This is a genomic window from Shewanella saliphila (assembly GCF_014648295.1).
In the GTDB taxonomy this organism is placed as follows: domain Bacteria; phylum Pseudomonadota; class Gammaproteobacteria; order Enterobacterales; family Shewanellaceae; genus Shewanella; species Shewanella saliphila.
In genome coordinates this window covers 1-16,560 of record NZ_BMQV01000036.1, presented here as the reverse complement: position 1 = coordinate 16,560, position 16,560 = coordinate 1, and the positions used below count along the sequence as shown (strand labels likewise).

The 16,560-nt window shown below is 40.5% G+C and carries 12 protein-coding genes; 2 read left to right on the top strand and 10 right to left on the bottom strand.

The window, feature by feature from the left end; all coding sequences use genetic code 11:
• Nucleotides 1-165: 165 nt before the first annotated feature.
• The 3 genes from IEY48_RS15125 to IEY48_RS15115 all read right to left on the bottom strand — a co-directional run bounded on the left by IEY48_RS15125 (nucleotide 166) and on the right by IEY48_RS15115 (nucleotide 2,359).
• Nucleotides 166-924 carry an HvfC family RiPP maturation protein gene (locus tag IEY48_RS15125; RefSeq protein ID WP_188921782.1) on the bottom strand — a complete coding sequence of 253 codons (759 nt, stop codon included), beginning with the start codon at nucleotides 922-924 and terminating at the stop codon, nucleotides 166-168.
• Between the two features lie 45 nt (nucleotides 925-969).
• Complete coding sequence (locus IEY48_RS15120; protein ID WP_188921780.1) at nucleotides 970-1,818, bottom strand: HvfB family MNIO-type RiPP peptide maturase; 849 nt, start codon at nucleotides 1,816-1,818, stop codon at nucleotides 970-972.
• Between the two features lie 112 nt (nucleotides 1,819-1,930).
• Entirely contained in the window at nucleotides 1,931-2,359 is a 429-nt protein-coding gene (locus IEY48_RS15115) for an HvfA family oxazolone/thioamide-modified RiPP metallophore (protein ID WP_188921778.1), read from the bottom strand.
• A gap of 352 nt (nucleotides 2,360-2,711) precedes the next feature.
• Between IEY48_RS15115 and dusC the strand changes: the two genes are divergently transcribed.
• Both dusC and IEY48_RS15105 read left to right on the top strand, forming a co-directional pair.
• Entirely contained in the window at nucleotides 2,712-3,656 is a 945-nt protein-coding gene (gene dusC / locus IEY48_RS15110; protein WP_188921776.1) for a tRNA dihydrouridine(16) synthase DusC, read from the top strand.
• Between the two features lie 140 nt (nucleotides 3,657-3,796).
• Nucleotides 3,797-4,162 (top strand): TraR/DksA family transcriptional regulator, encoded by a 366-nt coding sequence (locus IEY48_RS15105; protein WP_229786505.1) that lies wholly within the window; start codon nucleotides 3,797-3,799, stop codon nucleotides 4,160-4,162.
• An 85-nt stretch (nucleotides 4,163-4,247) separates the two neighbouring features.
• Here IEY48_RS15105 and IEY48_RS15100 read toward each other — a convergent pair whose 3' ends face one another.
• From IEY48_RS15100 to IEY48_RS15070, 7 genes are all read right to left on the bottom strand, one after another.
• A complete protein-coding gene (locus IEY48_RS15100; RefSeq protein ID WP_188921774.1) occupies nucleotides 4,248-6,767 on the bottom strand; it encodes a TonB-dependent receptor in 2,520 nt (839 codons plus the stop codon).
• Between the two features lie 1,187 nt (nucleotides 6,768-7,954).
• Nucleotides 7,955-10,630 carry a TonB-dependent receptor gene (locus tag IEY48_RS15095; protein WP_188921772.1) on the bottom strand — a complete coding sequence of 892 codons (2,676 nt, stop codon included), beginning with the start codon at nucleotides 10,628-10,630 and terminating at the stop codon, nucleotides 7,955-7,957.
• A 1,156-nt stretch (nucleotides 10,631-11,786) separates the two neighbouring features.
• Complete coding sequence (ndk, locus tag IEY48_RS15090) at nucleotides 11,787-12,218, bottom strand: nucleoside-diphosphate kinase (protein ID WP_188921770.1); 432 nt, start codon at nucleotides 12,216-12,218, stop codon at nucleotides 11,787-11,789.
• Nucleotides 12,219-12,361: 143 nt separating this feature from the next.
• The gene (gene rimK / locus IEY48_RS15085) at nucleotides 12,362-13,264 is read right to left on the bottom strand and encodes a 30S ribosomal protein S6--L-glutamate ligase (protein WP_188921768.1); all 903 of its coding nucleotides are present in this window, start codon (nucleotides 13,262-13,264) and stop codon (nucleotides 12,362-12,364) included.
• A gap of 232 nt (nucleotides 13,265-13,496) precedes the next feature.
• Nucleotides 13,497-14,939, bottom strand: a complete 1,443-nt coding sequence (locus IEY48_RS15080; protein ID WP_229786504.1) for an amidohydrolase family protein — start codon at nucleotides 14,937-14,939, stop codon at nucleotides 13,497-13,499.
• Between the two features lie 74 nt (nucleotides 14,940-15,013).
• On the bottom strand, nucleotides 15,014-15,484 hold the full coding sequence (locus IEY48_RS15075; protein WP_229786503.1) for a RidA family protein: 471 nt from the start codon (nucleotides 15,482-15,484) through the stop codon (nucleotides 15,014-15,016).
• Between the two features lie 238 nt (nucleotides 15,485-15,722).
• Nucleotides 15,723-16,352, bottom strand: a complete 630-nt coding sequence (locus IEY48_RS15070; RefSeq protein WP_188921766.1) for a TetR/AcrR family transcriptional regulator — start codon at nucleotides 16,350-16,352, stop codon at nucleotides 15,723-15,725.
• Nucleotides 16,353-16,560: the final 208 nt, after the last annotated feature.

Here is a 16,560-nt window from a genome sequence, read left to right as displayed (position 1 = left end):
CCTAAATGTAAGGTGATATTGTGACGGTAATGGCTCGGTAAATGTATTGCGTTAACCACATTATTTAATAGGAAGACACAAGCTTTTTACGTGAGGTATATCACAAAAAGTGGCTTATTTTAGACACATATTAATAAAATAAAAACCTTAAATTTTATAAGCCTATTACGCTGGGTTAGCGGCAACAATAATGCCTTTTTGTGCTAACTGTTGTAATAGCGGTATACAACCAGATAACAGTGATTCCGCCGACATTTGCGGATAATGTTCTGCCAGCCACTCAACAATGATATCTATGTTAACCCGTTGAACTTGTGATATTTGTTCTATATACGCTAACACTTGTGCACTTAATGGCGTTAATTGTAAAAAGGCCACTTCGTCATGAACATCACGATATACGCAAAAAAAGTTGGCCTGTTCTGTTGGCTCTATTGGTTGATAGTCAACACTAATATGTTGCACATCAAAGGCATATTGAGCCACCTTTGCACTCGGCGCTAAGCATAAGTCATGCTGTTGAACATCGTCACCATAGAGCTGTTGTGACGGAGCAATATCAGGTGCAACAGCAGCGCATAATTCTAACCATTCATAATGTGCAAGCTGCAACATAAACACAGGGTCATCTTCTGTTAATTGATATTCATGTTGTAAAAATGCCAAAAACTCTCCCGCTATTTCGACAAATATTGGGGTTTTGCAGTCATGTGTGGCAAAAAATTGCTGTACGAGAGCCTGCCATTTATCATCGTGATACAAGCTTTTTAATACCGGAAAGGCACTGGCAACAAATCCTGAGATATTATTAAAAAATAAATCTCGATACACCTTCATCCGCCGCGGTTCAATCCCCTCCGGCATAGGTAAACTGGGGTCGCGAATGTAATCCATAAACTGCTGCTGTACTTCAGTAAATCCCATAATGTGTCCTTAAATTACTGATTAAGTGTCAATGAAGCTCAACGCTTACTTAGTCCCGCTAAGTGCAGCGTGTTGATATTGATGAATTTGATTGATTTCGTTTAATAACACTTCAGTTTTAGGAATATTAAAATCTCGCTCTAACAAAGTCGGATGCACGCCATGTAGTTGATAACATTGTTGCAATAGCGCCCACACAGGATCAATCACATCAGCACCATGGGTATCAACCATTAAGTCAGCCGCTTCTTCGTAATGGCCAGCAATATGTAAATAGGCAATACGTTCGCTCGGCATCGCCGCCAAAAATGCACTGGCATCATATTGATGATTTATCGCATTAACGTAAATATTGTTCACATCGAGTAGCAGTTTGCAGTCAGCTTCTTGCAGCACAGCATTCACAAAGGCTTGCTCGCTCATTTGCGCACCGGGAGCGGCATAAAAAGACACGTTTTCAAGAATAAACGGACGCTCGAGGATGTCTTCGACTTGGTTAATCCGCCTAGCGGTATGGGTTACGGCTTCATCTGTAAAAGGAATGGGCATCAAGTCGTACATATGCCCTGCACCCGAACAATAACTTAAATGTTCTGAATACACTTCTATATTATGGCTGTCTAAAAATTGCTTAACCTGTTTAATAAATTGAGTATCTAGCGCTTCAGGGCTTCCAATTGATAACGACAACCCATGGCAAAAAAATCGATGCTGCTCAGTTAACTGCCTAAACTGACGTGCAAACTTGCCACCTAAAGTCATCCAATTTTCTGGTGCAACCTCAAAAAAGTTAATCGCCGGCGGCACATGCTGGCAAAACTCATCAAGCATTTCACGGCGCAGGCCTAAACCAACACTGGCTTGATTAAGTGGGGGGTGTTGCACATTTGACATAATGCGTCCTTAAACCATAAAACTGAGATAAAATTAAGGCCTGAAACTCAGGCCTTAATTGTGTCAGATAAGCATGAGCATTATCAAATGCTTATGATCAACTTATAATGGGTTACTTCTGACCACCACATTTACCTTCACCACACTTACCTTCTTTGGCTTTTTCAGCAGACTTTTTCATGTCGCCACCGCATTTGCCTTCACCACATTTTCCTTCTACTGCTTTCTCAGCAGACTTTTTCATGTCGCCGCCGCATTTGCCTTCACCGCATTTACCTTCTACTGCTTTTTCAGCAGACTTTTTCATGTCGCCACCACATTTGCCTTCGCCGCATTTACCTTCTTTGGCTTTTTCAGCAGACTTTTTCATGTCGCCACCGCATTTACCTTCACCGCACTTACCTTCGCCACCATCTAATTGATAGCCAGCGGTTAATTGTTCGAATCCAAATGGGTTAGCTTGTACTTCAGCAGAAAAGCCAGCAGTCATCACAACAGCACCTAACGCAACAGCTACAGTAGTTTGTTTGATAGAGTTCATAATTATTGTCTTCCTCGTGTTTTGATTATGTATTGGTGACCAACATCATTGCCGGCTTGGTTAAAAAGACCTGCAGTATGTAAAATTAATTTCAAAAGAAATGAAAAAATGTGAAAAAAATCACTCTTATTGTAAGCAATCCTTGCTAGGAACGCGTAAAATTAACACAAAAAAGACTACAGACATACCAGTAACACACTATTAACAAACCTGATCACCATGATTAATTAATCTATTAATCAATAATATAATTGAAATTAAACACCTAACCCTTTTTAATCATGTTAACGATGCTGCTATCGCGAATTAAACACGGTAAAATAGCGCACTTTTTTATTCAGTAAGGTGTATTGTGCGCGTAATTTTAGCTCCGATGGAAGGTGTGGTTGATGACCATATGCGTGATATTTTATCTGCCATTAACCCGTTTGACTTAGTAGTCACAGAGTTTGTGCGGGTGGTTAATCAGTTATTACCCGAAAAAGTCTTTTATAAATTATGCCCAGAGTTGCTTAATGACGGACTGACTCCAGCTGGCACGCCTGTAAGGGTGCAATTACTCGGACAAGAACCTGATTGGATGGCGCAAAATGCAATAAGAGCCATTGAACTGGGCTCTAATGGCGTTGACGCTAACTTTGGTTGCCCGGCTAAAACGGTTAACAAGAGTAAAGGTGGCGCGGTATTACTGCAGTATCCTGAAAATATTCATAACATCGTTAAAGCCATGCGCGACGCAGTGCCAAGCGAGCAACCGGTCACCGCTAAGATACGCTTAGGCTACGAAGATAAATCTCTGTTTATGGAAAACGCCTTAGCCGTATATGAGGCCGGCGCTACAGAACTGGCCATTCATGCCCGCAGCAAAACTGACGGCTATAAACCACCTGCTTATTGGGAATACATCACCGAAGTGCGTAAACGTTTGCCTATCCCGGTTATTGCTAATGGCGAAATTTGGAATGCCGCTGACGCACAGCGGTGCATGGATGTGACGGGTTGTGACAGTGTGATGATTGGCCGCGGGGCAATTTCGTTACCCAATTTAGGTGACACCATCAAAACCGGCGCCGCCCCCTATACCTGGCTCGAAACGCTCACATTATTAATGAATTACACTGAAAAAGAGCTTATTGGACGTAAGTCTGATTATTATCCTTCACGGATAAAGCAGTGGTTTAGTTATTTGAATCGTCAATACCCTGAAGCCGATGCTCTATTTCGTGAATTACGGGTATTTAAAACCACTGAAGAAATCGTCAAGGTACTGCAGCACGCACATCAAACCTTACGCTAATGGTGCTTTCACTCAGGCTACTAGGCTTATTAGGGCCTGAATTGAAAAATCTTCCATAGAATTGATCTTAGTCATAACCTGCAGATTTTTTGTGCTTAGAATATAATTTCTAGTGACATTATCAGTAAAGGTTACCTCCGTTGCACAACCACCAGGACATACAGCAAAAATTACAACAGCTTGAGCTCAAGCTTCGTCGTGAACTATTGCTTATTATCAAAGATGTCTCTCCTGACTCTGCAGAGCTTGTAAAAACAGCAATTCTTGGAGATATTATTGATTTTATGCCGAAAGTTAAGCTTGCGAATACGGAATTGTTTACTCAGCTAATGAAACTCGATGCTGCCTTATGCCAATTAGAATTAGGCTTGTACGGGTTATGCTCAGATTGTGAAATGGAAATCGAAATGAGTCGATTAATTAATGAACCAACAGAGCAGCGCTGTGCAAGTTGTCAGCGTAAATATATGAATGAGCATCGCCTTGAATTACGCTTAAGTCATTAGGTCTGATATTACAGCCAAATAAAAAGCCTGCAGCGATGCAGGCTTTTTGTCTTTCAGTGGCCGATGGGCACTATTTAGGTATTAATTAAAACTTAACGCTGACACCACCGTAATATTGGCGACCCACAGTGTCATACACTTCTGGTACCGTACCACCATCGCTACCATTTGAAACACTTGATGGCTCTTCGTCAGTAATGTTTTTCACACCTGCACTTAAGGTAATCATTTCAGACACATGGTAAGTACCGGCAATGTTGTGATAAAGCACTGCATCAACATCGTCGCCCGTACTTAGGTCTTCCATTTCACCGATATAACGGTTCGAATACATGACGTTCCAATCATCCTGACCGGCTTGGATATTGAAGTTGTTACGCACTTCAGCATAAGCACCAAAGTTACCGTCAATCATATTGGTGTAATCAATGCCTTCTTGCTCAAAGTTCAGCAAGTAGGTGGTATCGTTGTTGATTTTCCAATCTAACGTTAATGCACTGAAGCTGTATGCTAAATTAAAGTCGATACCACTGGTGTCTTGGCTACCCACGTTGGTTAGCGAGCTAGTCAGATTGCTTAAATCACCATTTGAACCAATATTAAAGGTTTCGCACGATGAAGATGAGGCATCCGCATAACAAGCATCTAGACCCGCTTGCACATCTAAACGAGTAATCGCATTAGTGACTTTGAAGCGCCAGTAATCAACTGTTAACGATAAACCTTCAACGTAACTTGGTGAGTAAACTAAACCCGCTGTATAAGAGTCTGACTCTTCTGCTTGTAAGTCTTCATCTGAAGTATAACGAACCAAGATTTGTGAATCTTCTTCATTACCCCATGGGTCTTCCAAATAATCGTATGAACCCGTGTCTCCACCATATAGCTCGCTGATACTAGGCGCACGGAAACCTGTTGCAGCAACACCACGAAGCATTAAATCATCGGTAGCTTCATAGGTTAGGCCGACTTTCCACGTTGATGCTTTACCAAATGTAGAGTAATCGTCATAACGTAATGCAAATTCACCGGTTAGCTTATCAGTGAACGGAACGCTCACTTCCTGGAAAACCGAGATTACATCGTAATTGCCGTCTGTTGCATCTTGCTGTGCAGCCGTGCTATCACCGGCAACAGTAACTGGATCTGGGTTGTAATAACCACTTTCATAACGGTATTCAGCACCAATCGCAAACGCAACTGTACCCGCGCTCACATCAAATAAATCGCCGTTTAGACCCGCAGAGAATACATGTTGTTCATTACCACCATCTGCATTGTCGGTATAGCTGATGTCATCAACAATCTCCGTTGTTAATGCATCGCCGCTGAACCAGGCATCTTGATTTGCATAAACTGACTCAGACAAGTTTGTCGCATTGATTGAGTTTGCAACACTAGATTCTGCTTTGTTCTTACCGTAGGTGTATGCGACATCCCAGTTCATACCATTATTAATATCAAGCTCACCAGCAAGACCGGCTGAAATACGGAAGGTATCGGTATCTTGTGAATAAATACGTGGGCCAGCGTCGGTGATACGACGACGGTATTCAACACGGCCAGTTTCATCAGCTGAAATACCGGCTTCTGTCATCTCATCGGTCAATGTGACACATGAGCTATCTGAATCACTATCGCACACGTCTAGCATGACTGATGCAGGTTGCGGTGCTAACTGTTGATCAGATTTACGTTTGGTATAAAGCGCATCAGCGGTTAACACTATGTCGTTGTCGAACTCTTGAACCATATTGGCAAACAAGCTGTAACGCTCATTTGGTGTTTGGTAGTAGCTGCTCGTGGTGTAATCATAACCGGTTGAGCGTTCTTCCCAACCACCGGCACCGTCTTGCACCATGCCATCGAGTGAGCCCGTTGGAAGATAAGAACTGTAACCTGGGTCTGTCCAATCACGGTCAGATTGTATTACACCTTCACGCTTTGAATAAGCCGCACCAAATGTGTAGTTACCGCTATCGGTATTAAATCCATATAAGCCACTTATTTCAGCAGTTTCACCATCGCTTTCGCTAGTGGTACTGCCGTTAAGGTCTAATTGGAATCCTTCGAAATCTTTTTTGGTGATGATGTTAACCACACCTGCAATAGCATCTGAACCATAAACAGCAGAAGCACCATCTTTTAAAATCTCAACGCGTGCAATCATTGCCACGGGTATTGAGTTCAAATCCACAGAGCTGTCAGCACCAGATCCTGAGTTCACCATACGGCGTCCATTTAACAACACTAACGTACGTTGAGAACCCATACCACGTAAGTCGACTTGAGCAACACCATCTGAACCATTGTTTGAGCTAGAACCTAAAGCGGCACCGGCCATTGACGTTTGAGCCTGAAGCAGCTCATCGACAGAAGTAAAACCTTCTGCACGGATCGCTTCGGCAGAGATAACGGTTACAGGTGATGCCGTTTCCATATCTTGACGCTGAATACGTGAACCAGTGACTTCGATGCGTTCAACTTTCTCGTCATCTGCCGCGATAACAGCAGAAGAAAATAAACCTGTTGTTGCGACACTTGTTGCTGCTACAGCTAATAAACTGCGACGTATTGCCTTAGCAGTTAATGTTACTGAACTCATGAAAACTCCCTATTCTTGGAATTAAATAAAACAAGTTGTTATATTTTTAATTATTAATAATCGGCCTAGCCAATTACCAAATACATTATTAATGAAGAAAAAACCTTTCGTCAACAACGCTAACACGTAAACAAAATGATAATAAAAACGAAAAGTGACAATTGATTTGACTAATTTATTAACGATAAAAATCAGATAGATAACTAAAAATAGCCACTATTGTTATTGTTGTGTTATTTTTATCAATTAAAAACAATACAAATAAAAAACCATAAAAATACAAATTCAAGATCGACAAAAAACAAAATATTTACACTTACAACAATACAAGCCTAATTGATTACAAAATATATCTATGACGGCTTACGTAAATTTAATTAAATTATTAATTATTTGAACTAAAAAACAGCAATTTTGTCTGCATGCGCCACTGATTATTTATTCACAAATAAACTTAAACGTATTCTACACGCTGATTTTTATTCAAATTATGTTAATAAATAGTTCAAAACACTTATTAACATGCTCCGATATGCCTAAAAAACAGTGTAATAATGCATCCGTTTTTCGCCTGACATTCACAAGTCACTTGCCAAATAGCTCATTTGTCATTCCAAAAATAACACTTCATATACAACAAAATGGTAACATTTTATTGTTAGAAAAATTTTTGATTTACTGATTAACTCAAGGTGAGTAAAGCGACTCATTAAGTGCTCACTGTACAGTTGACCAAACTATTCTATTAATACCCCTTCCCCGTTTAATCTTTGTCAGATAACTGCAGCTTTGTTAGCGTGAAGCACGATATCAATTAACAGGAAAAACAAAACCGATTGTAAAGCGCTATCGAAATACCGTTATGCCGTAGTAAATGTTGATTGAGTATTGAACGTTGGGGATAGTGTGCAGGGTCGTGAGTGTTGGAGACTGGTCTTAGTGTTGGGTGTTGGGTGTTGGGTGTTGAGTATTGGGTATCGAATGTGAGCGCTACAATTGAATTCTACTTGGCAGATTTATTGGCTGAGTGACGGATGCTATATGTTCATTGTTGCCGTTTAATACAACCACTGAGGCGACAACTGTCATGAAAAACGCTATTAGATAAAAGCCCTAAACAAATGTCTAGGGCTTTGTCTGCGGTCCGAAACTCCGACTAGCGGTTTTTTTTAGTACCTAAACTATATTTAGAATTTTTGGTTAACACGTACATAGAACGTACGACCTAATACGTCATATAAGTCAGTATTGACGTCACGGTAACCAGAGAAGTCGTACCAAGTTGGTGCTTCTTCATCAAAGACGTTATTTATACCCACTGTGATAGTACCGTTCCAATCATGGGTATAACCAAACTGGATGTTGTGTTTAAAGTAATCCGGTGTATCAGTAATATAATCGTAACCTAGGTCACGCCAATATTCACCAGACTGACTACCAATGTACACAGTTGTCCAAGCAGCGTTAAAGTCGCTGTAGTACCAAGATGCAGCTAAGTTACCACGCCATTGCGGATAATCTTGCAAACCTGCGTAATCGATTGCTACAGAATCAGAATCAGTTTGCTCTACAAATTCTAATACATGTGTCATATCAACTTTGAAGTTGAAGTCACCGAAACTCGTTTCTAAATTATACGATGTCGCAAAATCTAAGCCACTGGTTTCGACTGAAGACAAATTAATGTAGCCACTTTCTATGTATTCAATTTTACCATCCGATCCACGAGTCACCGAGTCTGAACTGCCATTAAGTACTTCGTCACGAATAACATCTGTTGCACTGACAGCTTCAATCTTGTTGTCGTAAGTAATGTCGTAGTAAGAAAGTTCAACACTCCATGCATCAGTGACATTCCAAACTGCACCTAATGTTAGCGAGTTACCTTCTTCAGCTTCTAGGTCTGGGTTACCACCAAACCATGTTTTATGCTGGTTACCGGTCGCACAGTAGTTAGCATCTGAATCGTTGTTCGCTTCACACCATACTGAGTCATATGCAGTTTCAAAGCTTAACGATTGAGATGAAAACATCTCGCCCATGTTAGGCGCACGGAATGAATCACCATAACTTGCACGAACTAATAAGCTGTCAACAGGACGCCAGCTCACACCAATTTTAGGGACAACAGCATCAAATGTTGAAGAGTTAGTCACAACACCTGTCGCACCAGTTAGCGAACCTTCTTGTTCATAACGCTCATAACGAAGGGCTAACGAAACATCGACATTTGCAGGTAAGCCCATTTGGATTTCGGTGTATGCAGCAGTACGGTCACGTTCAGCATTGACATCATCACCACCTGAACCACCAGAGATAATACCTGCTGCTGATTCTGGGTCTGAAGTTTGCTTAAAGTTGATCATTTCGTACTCAGCACCGACTAGCATAGCAAGTGTGAAGTTGTCATTATCAATCAGTGTCGTAGAAGCTAAACCATCAAGCTGAGTACTATCGAATTTACCTTGGTAAACACCGGTATGAGCAGCTGCACTGTACAGCTCAGTCATCGATTGATCCCACTCATCGTAACTCATACCACTGGTGTTGAAGATATCGTAGTTACCAGTATCAATTTCACTTTGAATAATGTCGTCATTAATCAAGTTATAGTTAAATGAGTTAGTTGTTGAGCCTGAATATTGAGCATTGATTTCCCAATCGATACCGTTACCGATATCAGTGAATCCAACTAAACCACCTAACATATCGTAGCTATTGGTTTCAGTTAACGTATCACGCTCACCAAGTTGCACAGAACGCATATAAATCGTCATGTCTTCGCCAGTTGGGTTATAGGCATTATCAGCAGACATAACTGGGTAGTTAGTTGAAACAGGTGTACCAGCATAACGTGTATTGGTTTCACTTAATGATGCAGAACCGCGACCACGGAATTGAATGTCATCAGTAATGTCATAACTAAAGTTAGTCATAAACGAGTTACGTGTCATATCACCGAAAAGTTTAGTCACTTCACCATAGCTATAGTAACAACGGCCATTGTTATCGCCATCAGTTCCATTTACGACGTTTTCTGTATCATCACACATTTCAGAGTTTGAGTAGAAACCATAAACATCATCACCATCTGCATCTACTTCACCGGTATTGTAATAACCATTTGGTACTGAACTGAATGAGCTATAATCACCATAAGAATCGCTATCCATATCCCAAATGTCACTATCCATTACAGCTTCGGTATCATAGTATTCGTAGGTGAAAGTGATGTTACCTCTATCAGTGTTGTAACCTGTTGCAATAGAGAAACGAGTCGCCTCACCACCTTCAACATCAGGTATTTCAGTGCTGTAATCTAATTGAACACCTTCAAATTCTTTTTTAGTGATGATGTTAATAACGCCTGCAACTGCATCTGAACCATACACAGCTGATGCACCATCACGTAGAATTTCAATACGTTCTACAATAGCAATCGGAATTTGCGAAGTATCAGCAGTTGAACCAGAGCTCGAACTCGTACCAGGCATACGACGACCATCAAGTAAAACTAACGTAGCCTGAGAACCGAGACCACGCATGTTAATTGAGCTCGTTGCACTTGCGCCTGAACCATAGCCAGACGTACCACGCCATGAACCGAATGCGTTAATAGATGAGTTGTTAAGTACATCTGCAACTGTTTTTTCACCTGTAAGTGCAATATCTGCGGCACTTAATACGGTAACAGGTGAAGACGTTTCCATATCCACTTGCTTAATACGTGAACCTGTAACCTCGATACGCTCTACTTTTTCAACTTCTTCTGCAAATACTAAGCCTGAAAAAGCAACCGACGCTGCTGTCGCAGCTAGAATACTACGGCGAACCGCCTTAGCTGTTAACGTTAATGAACTCATGGATAATCTCCCTTTAACCTATATAAAGCACATATAAGTAACCTATAAGTAATTTATAAGTAATTTATAAGTGATAATAAGTAATTATAATTTTTATGTCGTATATAGATAATTGATATAACTAATTATCTGGCCACATTATTAATGAATAAAAAACATTTAGTCAACAAAGGCAACATGTAAATAGATTGATAATGAAATGATGACAAAAATTAAAGGCGACAATTAAATGCAATAAACATTAAGATTAAAAATCAACACGTTAATAAAATATTAAGCATTATTGTTATGTTTATGTTATTTTACATTAATTAAAATAACACAAATAAAAAACAATAAAAAAACAACAAGAAAACAAGTAAAAGATCTTAAGGGAACATTAAAAAAACACAAAATAAACACTCGTAACAATAAAAAAACAATTGCTCACAAAATATATCTATGCCTACTTTTGTAAATTTAATTAAATTATTATTAATTTGAACTAAAAAGCAGTAATTTTGCCCACATGAGCCACTGACTATTTATTCACAAATAAACTTAAACCTATTCTATACACTTATTTTTATTCAGATTATGTCAATAAATACTGCAAACTGTTTGTTTGAGTAGTCAAAAACACCCAAAAAACTGTCTGTTAATGCATCAATTAAACCCGTAACACTCATCTAATCGTTCGTTTATCACTCAAAAATTGACAAGCCAACCATAACAAATGGATAACATTTTGTTGTAGATACAACCCAGTTAAGACTGATTGGATCAAGATGAGTCAAGTTGTTAATTGAGAAACTCAACGGCGTAATTAATCAAGACACTGATGAAATAACCTACTCAGTTAACCCTGTCAGCGGTTTAGTCAATGCGAACCATAGATATCTATTAAGTGAAAAGACAACTCCACTGTAATAAGCGTCGAAATACTGGTATTCGTCCGTGAGCATTGAATGATGAGTGTTAGATATTGAGTGGTAAGTGTTGAATACTGGCGTTAGATACTTGATGCTGGTATTAGATGTTGAATAATAAGTATTTGGTATTAGATGTGAGTGCGGCTTGTAGAGATGTTGATGGCAAAAGGGGCGAATGCTAATACTCATTTATTAAATACAAAAAAGGAGCCATGAGGCTCCTTTTATCATCTTACAAGCGAAGATTAACGAGTGCGTGGGCACACTTCTTCAGCGCTGAAGAAGTAAGCAATTTCACGTGCTGCTGATTCAACTGCATCAGAACCGTGAACTGCGTTTTCGTCGATGCTTGCAGCGTAGTCAGCACGCAAAGTGCCACGAGCAGCTTCAGCTGGGTTAGTTGCACCCATGATTTCGCGGTTAGCTAGTACTGCATTTTCGCCTTCTAACACTTGAACCATTACTGGACCCGAAGTCATGAAAGACACTAAAGCACCAAAGAAAGGACGTGCGCTGTGTTCAGCATAGAAGCCTTCAGCTTGTTCTTTCGAAAGGTGAACCATTTTAGAAGCAATGATCGTAAGACCAGCTGATTCAAAACGGTTATAGATAGCACCGATGTGGTTTTTTGCAACTGCATCTGGCTTGATAATAGAAAATGTGCGTTCGATCGCCATAACTAGCTTCCTTAATGTGAGCAAGTTTAAAAAATTCGCGCGGATTATACGTAATTTAACTGAAAATGCATAGTCTTATCAGCATCGACAATCACATTTCAGCATTTGTTGACGTTATTTAACCTGAGCTCAGGTTATTTAGATTAACAAACGCCCATTTGTGCGCTCTGTTTATTGGCATTTTTTTCAATAAAACAAATGATGGCATCTGCCACATCTTTATCGGTTGCCGCTTCAATACCTTCAAGTCCTGGTGACGAGTTTACTTCCATCACTACAGGCCCATGATTTGAACGTAATAAATCTACCCCAGCCACATTTAACCCCATAGTGCGCGCTGCACGTAAGGCCACTGAACGCTCTTGTGGTGAAAGCTTAACCAAAGTGGCACTGCCACCTCGATGTAAGTTTGAGCGAAACTCACCAGGCTTGGCTTGACGCTTCATGGCGGCAATCACCTTATCTCCGAGAACAAAACAGCGAATATCAGCTCCTTGGGCTTCAGCAATGTATTCTTGCACCATAATGTTAGCTTTAAGCCCCATAAAGGCCTCTAGTACACTTTCAGCGGCTTTACGGGTTTCAGCAAGCACCACACCAATACCCTGAGTGCCTTCAAGTAATTTAACCACTAATGGCGCACCGCCCACCATGTCGATTAAATCAGGAATATCACTCGGTTTATTGGCAAAACCGGTAATAGGTAGACCAATTCCCTTGCGCGACAATAATTGCATCGAACGTAATTTATCACGCGAGCGAGCAATGCCAATTGAGCTATTTACAGAATAAACACCCATCATTTCTAATTGGCGTAATACCGCAGAACCGTAGAAAGTGACAGACGCGCCAATGCGCGGGATCACCGCATCAAAATGACCTAAATCTTTACCTGCCATATGAATGCTAGGCTTAGTCATATTGATGTTCATATAACACTTTAATGGGTTGATGACTTTAACTTCATGTCCGCGGGCGACAGCAGCTTCGACTAAGCGACGAGTAGAATATAATTGCGGGCCTTGAGACAGTATTGCGATGCGCACAGAGTGCTCCAAAATAGGAATTTTTGCGCATCATACGCTGAGTTTATTTAAAATCAATCACTGCTGACACAAATAATTAACCGCCTCAAATATTGGGTTGAAATCATTGCCAAGCGCTCAAAAAAGGCACTTAAATACCTGAGGTTATGGCAAATAAATATCCATGTCTCAGGTTAACAAAACTGAGGTAAACAGCATTATCTTGCTTACCTCAATTTGTTCGCACATCTAATTAATGCATACCGACAACTTGCTTTGTTGCATTAATCAGTGCGGCAGTGTCATAGCCTATGCCTTGCTTAAACACATATTGCATCTGCTGTATTGCGCTGGCGTCTTGGCTTAAATCACCATCAATTAGCACTAAGTCAGCACGTTTACCCACCTCGATTGAACCAATTGATTTGTCTCTGCCCAAATAGGCTGCTCCGTTTAAACTCGATATTTTAATCGCTTGTTCGATGCTAAAGCCTGTCTCAACCAGTAACTCCACCATACGTTGATTAGAAAACCCAGCAATCACGCCGCCAAACCCGGTTGGATCGGTACCCGCCATAAGCAAACCGCCGGCTTCAACAAAGCGCTTTTCTAGAATGCGCATTTTTTCAAACACAATAGGCCAAGTCGCATCTTGTTGCTGAGCAATTTTTTGCCAATTCTCTTCATAATGGGTTTTGAGTTGGGGAATTAATGCCTCTAATGCTAATGGATACGCTTTAGGTCGACCTTTAGTGTAAGTTTCAAACACCGTGAGTGTAGAGGTTAATGCCACCTTTTTCTCTACTAGGTGATGTATTAAACTCGCCACCTCAGGAGAATCAATATCCAAATCGACCAGCGATTGATGAGCCGATTTTGGACATTCGTTAGCGACTTTATCTTTAACAAAATCTGTTGCGGCAAAAAAGCCATGTTCTAAATTATCAATGCCTAAATCGGCGGCTTGACGATAGGTAATTGAACATAAATGTGCGGTGACTTTTTGGTTACGTAAATGCGCCTGGTCAATCACGGTGCTAAGTTCAGACTCGCTAATTTGCATGTAGGCTTTATAAGATGTGACGCCTTCATAACTCCAATAATCAATCATCTTTTTGGCATTTTCAGCATCACGTAATGATTTGAGTTTTAAAATCGGTAAACCTGGGCCATTTAAGTACGGCGCTGTTACATCAATGTCAGGACCAAATGTCGTCCCTTGCGCAATAGCATCACGTACATTTAAATCACCATAAGGGGCCGTAGTACCTGCCGTTCTGACCGTAGTGGCTCCGCCTGCTAAATACAATTTAGGAAAGCTATACAGCATTTCAGTGTACTGAGCCTTACCGGTAGGATAAAACATGTGTTCGTGCATCATCACAAGACCTGGGATGACGCTTTTACCGGTAGCTTCAATAATCGTGGTACCTGCGGCGATATCTGCATTATTCGCATCGCCAACATAAGTGATTTGGCCTTGCTCCATTATCACGGTTTGATTGGTTTTAGCTTTAGCGCCAGAGCCATCAATAAGTTTGACCCCCACTAAAGCGATTGTCGGTTGATCATAGGCAATAAACGGACTTTTTTGAGGCGTTATCACTGTTTGAGCAGATACTGCCACGCTAAATAGACTTAAGCTGCCAAGCATTGCTGCAGTGATGTTCTTTTGACTGAAAGATGACATAGACATAACGCATTCCTATTCAATAAAAAAATGAGGCTACTAATCCTTGTAGCCAAAAAAGACAAAGTGGTGAATTAAACTCATTTAGCAGCAATACATTCAATTTCTATTTGTGCGTTTAGCGCTAATCCACTGACAGCAAAAGTACTTCTGGCTGGATAAGGAGAACTAAAAAACTGTTGATAAATTTGATTAAATTTGCCGAAATCATTGATATCCGCCAACATCACCGTGCACTTAACCACATCGTTAAGTTGATACCCTGTTTGATTCAATGTGCGCTTAATATTGTTAAGGGTCGCTTTTGTTTCAGCCTCAACGCCACCAGTAACTAATTGTTTAGTTTGGTTATCAAAGCCAATCTGACCAGAGAGATACAAGGTATTATTGACCTGCACCGCCTCTGAAAAGGGCAATGCGTTAGCGTTATTGTGATTGATAAACTGTACAGATTGTTCAGCAGTTTGTGCAGCCACAGTTTGCGTCACACTGCTAAGCAAGATGACTGTAGCGACATTTAACAACGTCATGTTCAATGAAGCTTGTTTCATTTTTGCCTCTTGGAGGTGAGTCAGTCTCGTTAGCTAACAGTAATCGACTGATGCAATCCTGGTTATGCGGCTCGGCTTATACAAACCTATTGATGCGAAACCACTTACGCTCCCATTTATGCGAACTTAAGTTCACATAATCTACGTGAGACACATAAATAATGCAAATAGGCATTGTTGATCGAGTTAGTGATTAGCTGACGATTAACTCAACATGGGCAAGTTTGGTGAGTAAAGCTTAAACCGATCTTAGGTAGGCGAGTAACACTTTAGGTAATTCGGCGGCAAAAGCATTGCAAGATAATTGGCTGGCTAATGCTGGTGTTAGGGTGGGATATAACACTTTATCTAATAAAGTAGAAATCATAATAAATACAGCTAAATCAGCGGATTGTGATTTATTATTTGCGGTTATTTCAACTTGATGGCGTTGTATTAACGCTGATATACGCTGGTAAATCACCTCACGGTTGACCAACTTATCCGATGCTAAAATGTCTGAGTGCAGGCGCGAGTTGAGATGTAAAGTTCGGAATACACTTTGCCGTTCACATAAAAACTGGTAAGTCTGTTGGCAAATAAGAGTTAAGGCTTGCGTTAAGTCTGTAGACGTTTGTTGCTCAAGCTGGCTCACCCACATATCGAGATCGTGGCCAAAATCTTGATATAGCAATGGCAGTAAAGATTCTTTATCTTTAAAACGACGATAAAAGGTTCCTACTGAAACACCCGCGTGTTCTGCCAACTCTTTAATGCTGATATGTTCAAAAAATTTATCTTTTAAGCAGTGATGTAACGCATCAATCAACTTTTGCTGAGTATCTTGACTGCGTTTTTGTTTCGGTTTAAAAATCGTAGTTTCAGGCATAATAAACAGTACTGACAGCAACATGAAGCACAGATAATGCGAAATTTAGCGTTAAACAGCAACCGTTAACTGCCGATAAGATCATCGAGTAGGGTGAGGCGTCACCGCCCCATCCCTCTCACAGAACCGTACGTACGGACCTCGTATACGGCTCATGCATACTTCCATTCAGCATAGTTGCTGAACACATACCCTGTCCTATCATGCG

Bases quoted from the DNA above. Each gene is read 5' to 3' on its own strand.
- IEY48_RS15125 (WP_188921782.1), bottom strand. From the start codon at position 924: ATGGGATTTACTGAAGTACAGCAGCAGTTTATGGATTACATTCGCGAC.
- IEY48_RS15120 (WP_188921780.1), bottom strand. From the start codon at position 1,818: ATGTCAAATGTGCAACACCCCCCACTTAATCAAGCCAGTGTTGGTTTA.
- IEY48_RS15115 (WP_188921778.1), bottom strand. From the start codon at position 2,359: ATGAACTCTATCAAACAAACTACTGTAGCTGTTGCGTTAGGTGCTGTT.
- IEY48_RS15100 (WP_188921774.1), bottom strand. From the start codon at position 6,767: ATGAGTTCAGTAACATTAACTGCTAAGGCAATACGTCGCAGTTTATTA.
- IEY48_RS15095 (WP_188921772.1), bottom strand. From the start codon at position 10,630: ATGAGTTCATTAACGTTAACAGCTAAGGCGGTTCGCCGTAGTATTCTA.
- ndk (WP_188921770.1), bottom strand. From the start codon at position 12,218: ATGGCGATCGAACGCACATTTTCTATTATCAAGCCAGATGCAGTTGCA.
- IEY48_RS15080 (WP_229786504.1), bottom strand. From the start codon at position 14,939: ATGTCTATGTCATCTTTCAGTCAAAAGAACATCACTGCAGCAATGCTT.
- IEY48_RS15075 (WP_229786503.1), bottom strand. From the start codon at position 15,484: ATGAAACAAGCTTCATTGAACATGACGTTGTTAAATGTCGCTACAGTC.
- IEY48_RS15070 (WP_188921766.1), bottom strand. From the start codon at position 16,352: ATGCCTGAAACTACGATTTTTAAACCGAAACAAAAACGCAGTCAAGAT.